This is a genomic window from Mesorhizobium sp. CA13 (assembly GCF_020165235.1).
GTDB lineage: Bacteria > Pseudomonadota > Alphaproteobacteria > Rhizobiales > Rhizobiaceae > Mesorhizobium.
This window is the reverse complement of the sequence record NZ_JAIUHS010000004.1, coordinates 397,718-411,631: the sequence shown is the minus strand read 5'-3', so window position 1 is coordinate 411,631 and position 13,914 is coordinate 397,718. Positions and strand designations below refer to the sequence as shown.

Sequence of the window (13,914 nt, the reverse complement as noted above, 5' to 3'; positions counted from 1 at the left end):
GCCCTCATCCAAAGCAGTCACAGGAAAACGCTTCCTGCCGATAAATCAGTCTTGTTTGTAGAGCAGCCAGCTCTTGCCGGCGCGGCCCGCCATTGTCGAATGCCTGGTCACGCGGTTACGTCCGCTGACCTTTGAGCGGTAGAGCGCCCGGTCTGCCTTGCTGTAGAGGTCTTCAGGGCCCTCGGCTTCGGATGCCATGCAGATGCCCATCGAGACGGTGACGGTGCCATAATTCATGCCGGTCTGGCTGCTGGTGAAAGGCGACTGTTCGATCAGCGCGCGAAGGCGTTCGGCGATTTCGTAGGTGGCGTCCTCGCTTGCGCCCTCGACGATGAGTGCGAATTCCTCGCCGCCGGTGCGGGCGACGAACATGTCGGCGCGAATGCTGGACTGGAATATATCGGCGATGATCTGGAGGATCTTGTCGCCGACGGGATGGCCGTACCTGTCGTTGATGTCCTTGAACCGATCGATGTCGGCGAGGATCAAGGCGTTGAACAGGATGCCTTTGTTGCTGTTGTAGATCCTGGTGATTTCCTTGTCGAAGGCGCGACGGTTCCAGATTTGCGTCAGGGGATCGGTGTCGGCCAGGCGCTTGTATTCCTCGAGCTTCGACTTGACGCTTTCCAGTTCCGCGGTCTTGTCGCTGAGCGTCGAGGCAACTTGCCGGCCATGATCGATCGTCGAATTGGTGGCGACCGCCATGGCATTGACGATCTTCTGCAGAACATCCGGCGACAGCAGGCTGTTTCTGCCGAGTCCGCTCGACGTTTCATTGAGGATCCTGCCGTATTTCTCGATGTGGCTGCGCTCGCTCCTCAGCAGCGAAGCGATGTCCTCGAGTTCGTTGGCGATGACTTCCCTGGCATGCTCGACGATGCCGGAGCCATGGTTCTGGGCAAAGAAGGTGCGTCCGATCCGGTCGAGGTCGTCCTGTGTCGGTCGGCCGCTCAGCGACACGACGGCAAGGCTGAGCTCGCGATTGGATCCGCTCAGGGCTTCGTAGAAGATCTCGTAATTGCGTGGCAGACCGAGCACGCCGAGCTGGCGCATTGTGGCGAGGACGGTGCTCGCAATATCGGTGCTTCGTTCGCTCTGGACGGCTGCCGGCTGCATGTTCTGTTCACTCTTCCCCGGGGAACACGCTGCGACAGTCGCAGGCATCCAATGTCGCCGACCTGGGGAACGCTGGCCATTCCAGTCCATCTTGCGAAAAAAGGCGCGTCCCCACCCACGACTTTCGCTTGTGAGGATCATAAATGCAGCAGCGCTAAAGTTTCCTTAATCCGCTGAATCCGGCCTGTTTTCCGCTGATTCCGGCTGTACAGGCCTTCATTAGTGAACAAACAATTCCCGAACGCGCCAAATGCATGTCGCATTTTCTTGCGCGCAGCCACCGAAAAGCTGGGATCCTGTCAGCAGCGATTTCTTTTGGGATGGTGCGATGAGTGAAAATCATACGGGATCGTGTCTCTGCGGGGCGGTTCGCTTCAGGACGCGAGGGCCGTTGCGCGGCGTCATCTATTGCCATTGCTCGCAATGTCGCAAGCAGAGTGGACATTTCTATGCCGCAACCAATGTCCCGGACGCCAATATCGATATCGACGGCGCCGACAACATCACCTGGTATGAGGCGTCCGCCTTCGCCGGGCGCGGTTTTTGCAAGACATGCGGATCGCTGCTTTTCTGGAAACCGCGGGACGACGCCTATGTTTCGGTTCTGGCGGGATCGTTCGATGAACCGACAGGCCTCGAGGGCCAATGCCACATATTCGTGGGTGACAAGGGCGATTATTATTCGATCGACGACGCGCTGCCTCAATTCGAGAAGTCGACCCCATCGGTGAAGGTCGCCGACGAATGAATTTTGGGTGAGACAGCTTATTCCATTGATCGGGCCATTGCTTTATCCCGTGCCGGTGATTCGCAAAGGGGTTTGGCATGCAGCGGCTGATCGACGCTTATTTCAACTCGCTGCGGGCGTTCCGCAAGCTGGCTGCAACTGAAAAAGCTTTCCAGCAGGAGCTGGCGCTGCTCGCCCTTGCCTTTCCGCTCGGCTGGTTCGTTTCGGTGTCGTGGCGCGGCTACGCGCTGCTGATCGGCGCGGTGCTGCTCTTGATTTTGGTCGAGGTGCTGAACACGGGCATCGAAGCGGCCTGCGATGCCTTCAGCCGCGAATTCAATGTCGACATCCAGCTGGCCAAGGACTGCGGTTCGCTGGCGGTGCTGATCTCCGTGGCGATCGTCGCCGGCGTCTGGGGCATCGCGATCATCGAGCGTATCGTCGGGCTGCCGATCTGAGCTTTCGACCGCCGGCCGACCATCAGTTTTCCCTGGCGCGTTCCTTTCGGGCGAAATGGCGGGCGATGAGCCAGGCGAATACGGCCACGGCCAGGCCGATAGCCAGGCCCACCAATATCCGCTCATGGCGAAGCAGCGCCTGGCCGATGAAATGCTCGGCGCCCAACCCGAAGACATAGCCGATGGTGCTGAACAGCACCGCCCAGACCGCCGAGGAAATGGCATTCAAGACGATGAAGCGGGGTGCTGCGATGTTCGACAGGCCGGCCGCGATGCCACCGACTAGGCGCATGCCATAGACGTAGCGGTTCGACAGCACGAAGATGTTGGGATGGGTGTTGAGCAGACGATAGGCGCGGCGGAAGCCGGGCCGCTTGCGCAACCCGACGACATAGCGATGGTCCGCGAAACTTCTCCCCAGGATGAAGAAGCAGGTGTCGCCGGCGAAGGCGCCAAGCGCTGCCACGACGACGGTCTGCCAGAGGACGAAGATATGCTGATGGGCGAAGAAGCCGCCGAGTATGGCGGCACTCTCGCCCTCGGCGACACAGCCCAGAAAAACGGCGATCAGCCCGTATTGTTCGATGAAATGATGGATCGCGTCGCTCATGACGGCGATTGCTGCGACAGCCTGTCGTCGATCCGCTTGACCAATTCGGCCAACCGCACGATCTCGTCGCGCATGCCGATAATCTGGCCGTGGCGCATTTCGTCCAGCTTTTCATGCAGCGCCATGATCTCTATCTCGGCCTTCAGATTGACCTCGTAGTCGTGGGCGGCATCGATGCGGTCGCGCTCGGTCTGACGGTTCTGCGCCATCATGATCACCGGCGCCTGCAGCGCCGCGACCATGGACAGGACGAGATTGAGGAAGATGAAGGGGTAGGGATCGAAGGCGTCGCGCGTCAGAAGCCAGGCATTGCCTGATGTCCAGACGATCAGGAAGGCAATGAAACCGAGGATGAAGGTCCAGGAACCGCCGATGCGGGCGATGGTATCGGCAAGGCGGTCGCCAAAGGTCTGGTGGAAGGCGACGGCCTTGTTGGTGTCCCTCGAGATCGTGGTGCGCTCGAGGGTCGACTGCAGCACCCGATTCTCCAGGGCACTGAGACCATCCGGCTTTCGTCTCAGCCAGCGGTTCGCCAGATCATCGATCGTCTTGTTCATGGCCGTCTCCAAGGGCTTGGCTGGCGATAGAGGTAGAGGCTGCCGGCCCGCGCGGGAAGTGCTAGATTGAGGGAACCGGAGGGACTTATGGCCGACTTCAGGAAAATTCGCGCTCGCGCCGCAAAGCGCAAGGGCGGCGAGGAGGAACTGGTCTCGCTGCTCGGGCCGATTCCCGACAACGCCGCCGTGGCCGATATCGGGGACGACCGTATTCTGTCGACGATGGCCGAGCGCGTCTTCGCCGCCGGTTTCGTCTGGCGCGTCATCGAGCAGAAATGGCCTGGATTCGAAGAGGCGTTCCTGCGCTTCGAGCCGAAGCGGTTGCTGTTCCAGCCTGACGATTTCTGGCACGAACTGGCGTCCGACCAGCGCATCGTGCGCAATCCGCAGAAGATCAAATCCGTTCGCGACAACGCTGCCTTCGTCGAGCGCGTGTCGAAAGAGCATGGCGGCTTCGGCACATTCCTCGCCGAGTGGCCCGCCGACGACCAGGTCGGGCTGATGGCCTATCTCGGCAAGCATGGCAGCCGGCTCGGCGGCAACACCGGCCAGTATTTCCTGCGCTGGCTGGGTTGGGACGCCTTCGTCATTTCGGCCGACATGGCGGCCGCCCTTCGCGACGCCGGGCTCGATATCGCCGAAAGCCCGACGTCGAAGAAGGATCTCGACAAGATCCAGGCCCAGGTCAACCGATGGGTTGCGGATACCGGTCTGCCGCGCCGGCATATTTCGCGCATCCTGGCGATGTCGATCGGCGAGAACCATTCGCCTCAAGCGCTGCGCGACTATATGGGCGACGACTGATGCCGAAATTGGCCCAAGCAAACGCCATTGCGGGGCGAATTTTGCCGCGCTAAGTCAGCAGCATGACCAAGAAGCCCGACATACTGCGCATCGCCGTTGCCCAGCTCAACCCGACAGTCGGCGACGTCGCCGGCAATCTCGCCAAGGCGCGGGAGGCGAGGGCGGATGCCGCGCGTCAAGGCGCCGATCTCGTGCTCTACACCGAGCTTTTCCTCGCCGGCTATCCGCCGGAGGATCTGGTGCTGAAGCCCGCCTTCCTGAAGGCCTGCGAGCGGGCCGCGCAGGAGATCGCCGCCGACACCGCCGATGGCGGTCCCGGCGTCATCATCGGCACGCCGCTGAAGCGCAAGACGGGCACCCACAACTCCATCGTCTTCGCCGATGGCGGCAAGATCATCGCCGAGCGCTATAAGCTCGATCTGCCGAATTATGGCGAGTTCGACGAGAAGCGCGTCTTCCAGGCCGGACCGGAGATCCAGGGGCCCGTCAATTTCCGCGGCGTGCGTCTGGGAATCCCGATCTGCGAGGACATCTGGGGCGACATCGGCGTCTGCGAGACGCTGGCCGAGAGCGGCGCGGAAATCCTGTTGGTGCCGAACGGCTCGCCCTACTACCGCGCCAAGATCGATGTGCGCCACCAGGTCGTCATCCGCCAGGTTATCGAATGCGGGCTGCCGATGATCTATGCAAACCAGCTCGGCGGCCAGGACGAGTTGATCTTCGACGGCGCGTCGTTTGCCATAGGTGCCGACAAGCGGCTTGCCTTCCAGATGAGCCAGTTCGAGGAGGCGGTCGACATCACCACCTGGAGGCGACAGGGCGAAAACTGGGTCTGTTCGGAAGGACCGATGTCGAAGATCCCCGAACGGGAGGAGGCCGACTACCGCGCCTGCATGCTGGGCTTGCGCGACTACGTCAACAAGAACGGGTTCAAGAACGTCGTGCTTGGCCTGTCGGGCGGCATCGATTCGGCCATCTGTGCGGCCCTTGCCGTCGACGCGCTGGGCGAGGAGCGGCTGCGCGCGGTGATGATGCCTTACCGCTACACGTCGAAGGATTCGCTCAAGGACGCTGAGGACTGTGCCCGCGCACTCGGCTGCCGCTATGACATCGTGCCGATCTTCGAGCCGGTGGAAGGATTTCTCCATGCGCTGACGCAGCTTTTCGAGGGCACCAAGGAAGGCATCACCGAGGAGAATTTGCAGAGCCGTGCGCGCGGCACCATCCTGATGGCGATTTCCAACAAATTCGGCTCGATGGTGGTTACGACAGGCAACAAGAGCGAGATGTCGGTCGGCTATGCCACGCTCTACGGCGACATGAATGGCGGCTTCAATCCGATCAAGGACCTCTACAAGATGCAGGTCTATGCGCTGTCGCGCTGGCGCAACAGCCATGTGCCGCCGGGCGCGCTGGGGCCGTCGGGCGAGGTGATCCCGAGGAACATCATCGACAAGGCGCCGTCGGCGGAACTGCGCGAGAACCAGACCGATCAGGATTCGCTGCCGCCCTATCCGGTGCTGGACGATATCCTCGAATGCCTGGTCGAGAACGAGATGGGCGTCGACGACATCGTCGCGCGCGGCCATGACCGGGCGACGGTAACGCGCATCGAGCACCTGCTCTACGTCGCCGAATACAAGCGCCGGCAGGCGGCGCCCGGCGTGAAGATCACCAGGAAGAATTTCGGCCGCGACCGCCGCTATCCTATCACCAACCGGTTCCGGGATCGCGGCTAGACACCGTTCCGGCCGAAAATTCGCGTCATGCCGCAGGCGAGGGTAGCGATGCCTGAGTGTGAAACCAGCTTCGACCTGTCGCGGATCGATTTCCGGGCGACCTCGGACCTGTTGATGGCCAGCTATTGGGGCGGCGGACGCAGTGACGAGACCCACCGCCGCGCCTTCGCCAATTCGCTCTGCGTCGGCGCTTACGTCGAAGGCAAACAGGTCGGCTTCGGCCGGGCGATCACCGACCGCACGGTGTTTGCCTATCTCGCCGATATCATCGTCTGGCCGCAATATCGCGGCCAGGGTATAGGCCTGCGACTGGTGCGGGCGCTCATCGATCATCCCGAACTCGGCACCGTTTCGCACTGGAGCCTGTCGACCAGTGACGCGCATGGGGTTTATGAGAAATTGGGCTTCAAGCCGTCGACCGATGGGCGGTACATGCGCCTCGACCGCGCACCCCTGCCGGATGAGCGGCGTGCGCGACGGTAGGCTCAACCCGCGACTGTTGCAAAATCGCCTCATCGGCTGGGCCAGATGCCGTTTTGGTGACGGCCAGCCTTGGCGATGCGATGAGGCATCTCTATAAGGGCCTCTCCGCGATTCCCTTTAGGGAGGACCGAATGCCAGGATTTGACATCGTTATGCGAGGCCGCGAAGCCTAGGTCCCGACCGGCGCGCCGCAGGGTTTTCACCCTCGGAACGAAGCCGGATCGAGAACAGGCCTTTGCCGATGCCGGTCGCCGCCTTCGGGCAAGCGGCCATTCATAACCGAACCTCCGCATTCCCGGGCATTGAGCCCCTTGCGCGGTTTTTTCATTTTCGACCTTACCGGGATCGGGCTTTTTGCGCCCGAATGACATCATGGCTCGTTTTCGAATCGATTTGCGCGCGAGCGCCTTTCGCAGCGTTCTTGGCTTCACTTTCACCCATTGGCGGCGCCAGCCCTGGCGGCTTTCGCTGATCATGGTTGGTTTCCTGCTGTCGACGCTGGCCGATGTGCTGACGCCGCTCTATTCCGGCCGGCTGGTCGATGCCGTCGCCAGCAGCGCCGGCGCCGACGAGATTGCCTGGAATGCCGCGATGACCGCGTTTTCCATGCTGATGGCGTTGGCGCTGGCGGGTGTCGTCCTGCGTAATCTGGCCTTCATGGGAATCGTCGAACTGACGCTGAAGATGATGGCCGATATCGCCGCCGACGCCTTCCATCGTGTCCAGCGCTTTTCCACCGACTGGCATGCCAACAGCTTCGCCGGTTCGACCGTGCGCAAGGTGACGCGCGGCATGTGGGCGTTGGACCTGCTCAACGACACGATCCTGATCGCGCTGCTGCCGTCCGTCGTCATGCTGGTCGGCTCGACGCTGCTGCTGGGCTGGTTCTGGCCGCTGATGGGAGCGGTTGTCGCCGCCGGCTCGGTGCTGTTCATCGTCGTCACGGCGATGCTGTCGCTTGGCTATGTCGCGCCGGCGGCCAGGCTCGCCAACACCTGGGACACGCGCCTTGGCGGCTCGCTGGCAGACGCGGTGAGCTGCAACGCCGTGGTCAAGGGGTTTGGCGCCGAGGAGCGCGAGGAGAACCGGCTTGCCAAGGTCGTCGCCAAATGGCGCGCCCGCACGCGGCGGACCTGGGTGCGCGGAACCATCAACGGCACCACGCAAGGGGCGCTGTTGCTGGTGATGAGAGCGGCGGTCATCGGGCTGGCGCTGATGCTGTGGTCGTGGGGACAGGCAACCGCCGGCGACGTCGCCTTCGTGCTGACGTCTTTCTTCGTCCTGCAAGGCTATCTCAGGGATATCGGAACGCATATCCGCAACCTGCAGCGCTCGATCAACGACATGGAGGAACTGGTCGACTTCCAGTCCGAGCCGCTTGGCATCGAGGACCGGCCCGGCGCCGGACCGATCCGTATCACGCAAGGGGGCATCGCCTTTGACGACGTTACCTTCCATTACGGCAGTCACCGTTCGCCGCTCTATCGCGATTTCTCGGTCGATATCGCGCCGGGCGAGCGGGTCGGGCTGGTCGGCCATTCCGGGTCGGGCAAGACGACTTTCGTCAAGCTGATCCAGAGGCTCTATGACGTGAACGCCGGCCGGATCCTGATCGACGGCCAGGACATTTCGGAGGTGGCGCAGGCGTCGCTGCGTGCGCAGATCGCCATCGTGCAGCAGGAGCCGATCCTGTTCCACCGCTCGCTGGCCGAAAACATCGCCTATGCCCGGCCCGGAGCCACGCAGGCCGAGATCGAGCACGCCGCGAAGCTGGCGAGCGCGCACGACTTCATCACCAACCTGCCGAAAGGCTACGGCACGCTCGTCGGCGAGCGCGGCGTGAAGCTGTCGGGCGGCGAGCGCCAGCGCGTGGCGATCGCACGCGCGTTCCTCGCCGATGCGCGCATCCTGATCCTGGACGAGGCGACGTCGAGCCTCGATTCGGAATCGGAGGTGCTGATCCAGCAGGCGATGGAGCGGCTGATGGTCGGCCGCACCACGCTGGTCATCGCGCACCGGCTTTCGACGGTGCGGGCGCTCGACAGGCTGTTGGTCTTCGATCGCGGCAAGATCGCCGAGGAAGGCTCGCATGACGCGCTGATCCGGCTGCCGGGCGGCATCTACCGCCGCCTGTTCGAGCGCCAGGCGCTCGAATTGACCAGGGGACTTGTCACCTGATCGGGGATGGCCTCCGGCTCTGGCCCGGAGGCCATCCCATCAGGCGCTGTCGGCCTGACGGGCGGGCGGTGCGGGACATCGGATTGCTGGCGGAGCCGCGTCTGCCAAGTCTTTTCATTGCTTGCGCCATGTTCTATGTCTGCGGCACGGCACGGGGGCGCGTCTTGTCAATCACAAAAGCATCCGGTACGCCCCGCTCATGACAGTTACCGTTCGTTTCGCCCCTTCACCGACAGGCCGCATCCATATCGGCAATGCGCGCACCGCCCTGTTCAACTGGCTGTTCGCCATGAACCATAAGGGGCGCTTCATCCAGCGCTTCGACGACACCGATGTCGCGCGCTCGAAGCAGGAATTTTCCGACGCCATCCTTTACGACCTGCATTGGCTTGGCATCTTTCCCGACACCACCGAATACCAGTCGCGTCGCTTCGAGATCTATGACGCGGCGGTCGAGCGGCTGAAGGCGGCGGGCGTTCTCTATGCCTGCTATGAAACACCGGAGGAGCTCGACCTCAGGCGCAAGGTGCGCCGCACGCGCGGCCTGCCGCCAGTCTATGGCCGCGAGGCGCTGACGCTGACGTCGGAACAGATCGCCGAATATCAGGCCGATGGCCGCCGGCCGCACTGGCGCTTCCTACTGCCCAATTTCACCGGCGATCCGCAGCAGCCGGAGCGCACCGAAATCCATTGGAACGACCTGGTGCGCGGGCAGGAAACCGTCGATCTCGCCTCGCTGTCGGACCCGGTGCTGGTGCGCGAGGACGGCACCTATCTCTATACGCTGCCATCCGTCGTCGACGATATCGAGATGGGCGTCAGCCATGTCATCCGCGGCGACGACCATGTCACCAACACCGGCGTGCAGATCGCGCTGTTCCGGGCGCTGGGCGCCGAGCCGCCGGAATTCGGGCACCACAATCTGCTGACCACGGTTTCGGGCGAGGGGCTGTCGAAGCGCACTGGGGCACTCTCCATCGAAAGCCTGCGCGAGGACGGCATCGAGCCGATGGCGGTCGCTTCGCTGGCCGTGCTGGTCGGCACGTCGGAGAATGTCGCCGCCGCGCACGACCTGGCCGAACTCGCCAGCCGTTTCGACCCGACTGCGACCTCGAAGTCGGCGGCAAAGTTCGATCCGGACGAGCTTTTCGTGCTCAACCGGACGCTGCTGCACCAAATGCCCTTCTCCGAAGCGCAGAATCGGCTGGTGGTGCTCGGCATATCGGGCGAGCAGGCGGAACCGTTCTGGCTGGCTGTGCGCGGCAATCTCGACCGGCTGGCCGATGCTGTCGGCTGGTGGCGCATCCTGCGCGAAGGACCGCAGGAAAAGCCGGAATTTTCCGACGCTGATCGAGATTTTCTTCACCAGGCCATCGATCTCCTGCCCGAGGAGCCTTGGAGCGGGACGGTCTGGAAGGACTGGACGGCCAAGATCAGGGAAGAGACCGGCCGCAAGGGCAAGGCGCTGTTCATGCCGCTGAGGCTCGCCCTTACCGGACTGACTTCGGGACCGGAGCTTGCAGATCTATTGCCGCTGATGGGTCGGGAAGGAACGTTGGCCCGACGACCCTGACCTTCCGCTGTTCCGGCGGCAGCACCGGGACCGGCGATGTGACCGGTTTGACCGTGAGCCGCTTGATGGCGTCGCGGTCCAGCCCGCCAGTGGCGTTTGCCAGCGTCTCGGGATCGGCACCTGGATCGGGTTTGGAGGCAGGCACCGGAATGAACGGGGCACCCTCCGTTTGCGGCTGCGACTGTTGCTGGCTTGGCGGATTGCCGCCGATGATCTGGAAGTTCTGCGCGGCGTTGCAGCCGCAGGCCGGCGGCCGCGACAGGTTGGGCTGCTTGTAAAGATAGGCCGTCGGCAGTTCGCTGTAAGGTCGGCCGGTGACCGACGAAGTCATGTCGGCTGAATCGTCGCCCATGCCGCGCGAATAGAAGACCTGGATTTCGGTGCCGGGACAGCTCGATTCGCAGTTCTTCTGGTCGCGCTCGAAATCGCCGACCGAAGCGGCATTCGACATCGGGAAGAAGTAGCCGTCGCAGGTGCGCACGCAGGTGGTACGGAACTCGCCGCCGACGCCGGGAAAGTCCGGTATGCCGGACCGGCCCGGCACGCGGCGGACATTGCGCTCCTCGCCGGGGTCGTCAGACTGGTCGAGCGTGTCGAGCCGGCGTGTGTCGCCACCGAACAGCTGGTCGAACAGATTGCCGTTGCCTTGTTCCCGTTCCGCTTCGCGCGGCGGTTCGCGGCGCGGCGCCACCGCGTCCTCGCGGCAGCCATTGGCGTCGAGTGCGGCCAGGATTCGTCCGCGATCGCGGCGCGAACCGCCGCCGGCGAGGCGGGCGCGTTTGGCCTGCAAGCTATCGAGATTGGCGTTCATGCGCTCGATGGTGGCGTTGAACCCGGCGCATTGGCTGACATTGCGGCTGAACAGCGAGAAGCCGCAGCCGGCGCCGCTGGACTGGCCGCGGACCTTTGAAATCTGCTCGCGTTGCCGGTCGATCGCGGCGTCATATTTGCGGATCAAGGCCGGGCCACCGCCGCCGCGCGAGGTCGCGGCAAGATCGGCCTCGAGTTGGCGGCAGACGCGCGAGGCGGCCTGCGGCTCGGAGACGGCGGCGCCCGAAAGCAGCAGGCCAAGCAGCACGGCAAGATGCGCCTGCTTCCACCCTTCGCCCATCATCCGCCCGAAACCCTGCTTGGTTGTTCCGCCGCACGCTACGTGCTCGTGGTTAAACCGCAGTTTACCCCCGAATCGGCGTTCAGCCCAGATCGACGACGGCCTGCGCCTTGTGGGCGGCCTCGACCACCGCCAGCGCTGTCATGTTGACGACGCCGCGCGAGGTCACCGAGGGCGTCAGGATATGCGCAGGCTTGTCGGTGCCAAGCAGGATCGGGCCGACATGCAGTGCATCCATCATGGTCCTGAGCGCGGTCAGCGTGATGTTGGCGGAATCGAGGTTGGGGAAAACCAGGAGATTGGCTTCGCCCTTCAGACGCGAATGCGGATAAACGCGCTGGCGCAGATGTTCCGACAGCGCGGAATCGGCATGCATCTCGCCGTCGCATTGCAGCTCGGGCGCGATGCGCGCCAGGATCGCCGCCGCCTGCCGCATCTTGAGCGCGCTCGGCGAATCGCGCGAGCCGAAATCCGAATGCGACAGCAGCGCCGCCTTGGGCTCGATGCCGAAGCGCTGGATCTCCTCGGCCGCCAGCACCGTCATTTCGGCGATCTCGTCGGCCGTCGGGTCGACGGAAACGTGCGTGTCGGTGAGGAAGATGATGCCGCGCTGCGAGATCAGCATGGACAGCGTCGACAGATCCCGGTCCTTGATGCCGGCTCGTGGTCCGATGATCAGCGTCACGTTGCGCAGGTGCCGCTCGAAACGCCCTTCGAGGCCGCAGACCATGGCGTCGGCGTCGCCGCGCTTCAATGCGAGGGCCGCGATCACCGTGTTGTCGGTGCGCACCATGGTGCGCGCCGCCTCCGTCGTCACGCCGCGCCGGCCGGCGAGCTCGATCAGCAGGTCGACATAGTGGCGGTAGCGCGGATCGTCCTCCGGGTTGATCAGGCCGAAGTCGACGCCCGGCTTGATGCGCAGTCCGTAGCGCTTCAGGCGCACCTCGATGACGTGCGGACGGCCGATCAGGATCGGCTCGGCGATGCCCTCCTCGAGAACCACCTGCGCAGCGCGCAGCACACGCTCGTCCTCGCCATCGGCGTAGATGACGCGCTTGGCGCTCGACGCCTTGGCCGAGGAGAACACCGGCTTCATCACCAGGCCGGAGCGGAAGACGAAGCGGTTGAGCTTGTCGATATAGGCGGTGAAGTCGCTGATCGGCCTTGTCGCGACACCCGTATCGCAGGCCGCCCTGGCGACGGCAGGGGCGATGCGCAGGATGAGGCGCGGATCGAAGGGCGAGGGGATCAGGAATTCGGGTCCGAACACCGGCGTCTCGCCGGAATAGGCGCGCGCGGCGACATCGGAAGGTTCTTCGCGGGCCAGGGCGGCGATGGCCCGCACCGCGGCCATCTTCATCTCCTCATTGATGGCGCTGGCGCCACAGTCCAGCGCACCGCGGAAGATGTAAGGAAAACACAGTACATTGTTGACCTGATTGGGAAAATCGGACCGGCCCGTGCAGATCATCGCGTCGGGGCGCGCCGCGCGCGCCACTTCCGGCATGATTTCCGGATTGGGATTGGCCAGTGCCAGGATCAAGGGCTTCGGCGCCATGTGCTGGAGCAATTCCGGCTTCAGCACGCCGGCGGCGGAGAGCCCGAGGAACACGTCGGCGCCGGGGATGACGTCGGCCAGCGTGCGTGCCTTGGTGTCCTTCACATAAGGGTCTTTCCAGCGGTCCATCTCGTCGGTGCGCCCCTTGTAGGCGACACCAAAACGGTCGGTGACCCAGATGTTCTCGACCTTGGCGCCGAGCGAGACCAGCAGGTTGAGGCAGGCCAGTGCCGCCGCGCCGGCGCCCGAAGTGACGATCTTTATGTCCGCAATGGTCTTGCCGGCGAATTCCAATCCGTTGAGCACGGCGGCGGCGACGATGATGGCGGTGCCATGCTGGTCGTCATGGAAAACCGGTATGCCCATGCGGGCCTTCAGCCTCTCCTCGACCTCGAAGCATTCCGGCGCCTTGATGTCCTCGAGGTTGATGCCGCCGAAGGTCGGCTCCAGCGCCGCGACGGTTTCAACCATGCGCTCGATCTCAGGCGCGTCGATCTCGATATCGAAGACGTCGATGCCGGCGAATTTCTTGAACAGCACGGCCTTGCCTTCCATGACCGGCTTGGAGGCCAGCGGCCCGATATTGCCGAGGCCGAGCACGGCCGAGCCGTTGGAGACGACGCCGACCAGATTGGCGCGCGCCGTGTAGTCGGCCGCGGTCGCCGGATCGTCACGGATTTCCAGGCAAGGGGCCGCCACGCCGGGCGAATAGGCGAGCGCCAGGTCGCGCTGGTTGCCGAGCGGCTTGGTGGCCTGGATTTCGAGCTTGCCCGGCGTCGGGTGCTTGTGGAAGTAGAGCGCGGCTTCGTCGAGGTCCGAACGTGCCGTTTTCTTGCTCTCGCCGTTCATTCCGGGCCTCCCTGCGATCCTGCGTGCCGCCTTCTTAGCATGCGGCCAAGGTTTTTCGCGACGCCAAATGATGCAATCGCCATTCACATCGACGAAGCAGGGATAAGCAATCTATTTCAACAGCTTGAGCGGAATTTCTTCGGCGCCGGCG

Annotated in this window: 13 protein-coding genes; 7 read left to right on the top strand and 6 right to left on the bottom strand. The window is 63.6% G+C overall.

The window, feature by feature from the left end; translation table 11 throughout:
* Positions 1-45: 45 nt before the first annotated feature.
* Positions 46-1,116, bottom strand: a complete 1,071-nt coding sequence (locus LB566_RS13440; RefSeq protein WP_140548148.1) for a GGDEF domain-containing protein — start codon at positions 1,114-1,116, stop codon at positions 46-48.
* 328 nt (positions 1,117-1,444) lie between these two features.
* On the opposite strand from LB566_RS13440, the gene LB566_RS13435 reads away from it, so the two are divergent.
* Together LB566_RS13435 and LB566_RS13430 are read left to right on the top strand one after the other, a co-directional pair.
* Complete coding sequence (locus LB566_RS13435; RefSeq protein WP_140548150.1) at positions 1,445-1,864, top strand: GFA family protein; 420 nt, start codon at positions 1,445-1,447, stop codon at positions 1,862-1,864.
* Between the two features lie 77 nt (positions 1,865-1,941).
* Positions 1,942-2,301, top strand: coding sequence for a diacylglycerol kinase (locus LB566_RS13430; RefSeq protein WP_224624728.1), 360 nt, complete (start codon positions 1,942-1,944; stop codon positions 2,299-2,301).
* 22 nt (positions 2,302-2,323) lie between these two features.
* On the opposite strand, the gene LB566_RS13425 is transcribed toward LB566_RS13430, so the two are convergent.
* Positions 2,324-2,911: a DedA family protein gene (locus tag LB566_RS13425; protein ID WP_224624727.1), complete on the bottom strand. Its 588-nt coding sequence runs from the start codon at positions 2,909-2,911 to the stop codon at positions 2,324-2,326.
* Complete coding sequence (locus tag LB566_RS13420; RefSeq protein WP_140548156.1) at positions 2,908-3,468, bottom strand: DUF1003 domain-containing protein; 561 nt, start codon at positions 3,466-3,468, stop codon at positions 2,908-2,910. Before LB566_RS13420 ends, LB566_RS13425 begins: the two co-directional genes overlap by 4 nt.
* An 87-nt stretch (positions 3,469-3,555) precedes the next feature.
* Between LB566_RS13420 and LB566_RS13415 the strand changes: the two genes are divergently transcribed.
* The 3 genes from LB566_RS13415 to LB566_RS13405 all read left to right on the top strand — a co-directional run bounded on the left by LB566_RS13415 (position 3,556) and on the right by LB566_RS13405 (position 6,494).
* Positions 3,556-4,272, top strand: coding sequence for a DNA-3-methyladenine glycosylase I (locus LB566_RS13415; protein WP_224624726.1), 717 nt, complete (start codon positions 3,556-3,558; stop codon positions 4,270-4,272).
* A 62-nt stretch (positions 4,273-4,334) separates the two neighbouring features.
* On the top strand, positions 4,335-6,011 hold the full coding sequence (locus tag LB566_RS13410) for an NAD+ synthase (protein ID WP_224624725.1): 1,677 nt from the start codon (positions 4,335-4,337) through the stop codon (positions 6,009-6,011).
* A gap of 48 nt (positions 6,012-6,059) precedes the next feature.
* On the top strand, positions 6,060-6,494 hold the full coding sequence (locus LB566_RS13405) for a GNAT family N-acetyltransferase (RefSeq protein WP_224624724.1): 435 nt from the start codon (positions 6,060-6,062) through the stop codon (positions 6,492-6,494).
* Positions 6,495-6,523: 29 nt separating this feature from the next.
* On the opposite strand, the gene LB566_RS13400 is transcribed toward LB566_RS13405, so the two are convergent.
* Positions 6,524-6,970 carry a hypothetical protein gene (locus LB566_RS13400; protein ID WP_224624761.1) on the bottom strand — a complete coding sequence of 149 codons (447 nt, stop codon included), beginning with the start codon at positions 6,968-6,970 and terminating at the stop codon, positions 6,524-6,526.
* Between LB566_RS13400 and LB566_RS13395 the strand changes: the two genes are divergently transcribed.
* On the top strand, positions 6,867-8,672 hold the full coding sequence (locus LB566_RS13395) for an ABC transporter ATP-binding protein (RefSeq protein ID WP_224624723.1): 1,806 nt from the start codon (positions 6,867-6,869) through the stop codon (positions 8,670-8,672). The two genes, LB566_RS13400 and LB566_RS13395, sit on opposite strands and share 104 nt — an antisense overlap.
* 199 nt (positions 8,673-8,871) lie before the next feature.
* Positions 8,872-10,245 carry a glutamate--tRNA ligase gene (gene gltX, locus LB566_RS13390; protein ID WP_224624722.1) on the top strand — a complete coding sequence of 458 codons (1,374 nt, stop codon included), beginning with the start codon at positions 8,872-8,874 and terminating at the stop codon, positions 10,243-10,245.
* On the opposite strand, the gene LB566_RS13385 is transcribed toward gltX, so the two are convergent.
* The gene (locus tag LB566_RS13385) at positions 10,163-11,359 is read right to left on the bottom strand and encodes a DUF2865 domain-containing protein (protein WP_224624721.1); all 1,197 of its coding nucleotides are present in this window, start codon (positions 11,357-11,359) and stop codon (positions 10,163-10,165) included. The two genes, gltX and LB566_RS13385, sit on opposite strands and share 83 nt — an antisense overlap.
* Before the next feature lie 79 nt (positions 11,360-11,438).
* Positions 11,439-13,763 (bottom strand): NADP-dependent malic enzyme, encoded by a 2,325-nt coding sequence (locus LB566_RS13380; RefSeq protein ID WP_224624720.1) that lies wholly within the window; start codon positions 13,761-13,763, stop codon positions 11,439-11,441.
* Between the last annotated feature and the right edge of the window lie 151 nt (positions 13,764-13,914).

Coding starts and splice junctions, on each gene's coding strand:
- LB566_RS13440 (WP_140548148.1), bottom strand. CDS start 1,116: ATGCAGCCGGCAGCCGTCCAGAGCGAACGAAGCACCGATATTGCGAGC.
- LB566_RS13435 (WP_140548150.1), top strand. CDS start 1,445: ATGAGTGAAAATCATACGGGATCGTGTCTCTGCGGGGCGGTTCGCTTC.
- LB566_RS13430 (WP_224624728.1), top strand. CDS start 1,942: ATGCAGCGGCTGATCGACGCTTATTTCAACTCGCTGCGGGCGTTCCGC.
- LB566_RS13425 (WP_224624727.1), bottom strand. CDS start 2,911: ATGAGCGACGCGATCCATCATTTCATCGAACAATACGGGCTGATCGCC.
- LB566_RS13420 (WP_140548156.1), bottom strand. CDS start 3,468: ATGAACAAGACGATCGATGATCTGGCGAACCGCTGGCTGAGACGAAAG.
- LB566_RS13415 (WP_224624726.1), top strand. CDS start 3,556: ATGGCCGACTTCAGGAAAATTCGCGCTCGCGCCGCAAAGCGCAAGGGC.
- LB566_RS13410 (WP_224624725.1), top strand. CDS start 4,335: ATGACCAAGAAGCCCGACATACTGCGCATCGCCGTTGCCCAGCTCAAC.
- LB566_RS13405 (WP_224624724.1), top strand. CDS start 6,060: ATGCCTGAGTGTGAAACCAGCTTCGACCTGTCGCGGATCGATTTCCGG.
- LB566_RS13395 (WP_224624723.1), top strand. CDS start 6,867: ATGGCTCGTTTTCGAATCGATTTGCGCGCGAGCGCCTTTCGCAGCGTT.
- LB566_RS13400 (WP_224624761.1), bottom strand. CDS start 6,970: ATGATCAGCGAAAGCCGCCAGGGCTGGCGCCGCCAATGGGTGAAAGTG.
- gltX (WP_224624722.1), top strand. CDS start 8,872: ATGACAGTTACCGTTCGTTTCGCCCCTTCACCGACAGGCCGCATCCAT.
- LB566_RS13385 (WP_224624721.1), bottom strand. CDS start 11,359: ATGATGGGCGAAGGGTGGAAGCAGGCGCATCTTGCCGTGCTGCTTGGC.
- LB566_RS13380 (WP_224624720.1), bottom strand. CDS start 13,763: ATGAACGGCGAGAGCAAGAAAACGGCACGTTCGGACCTCGACGAAGCC.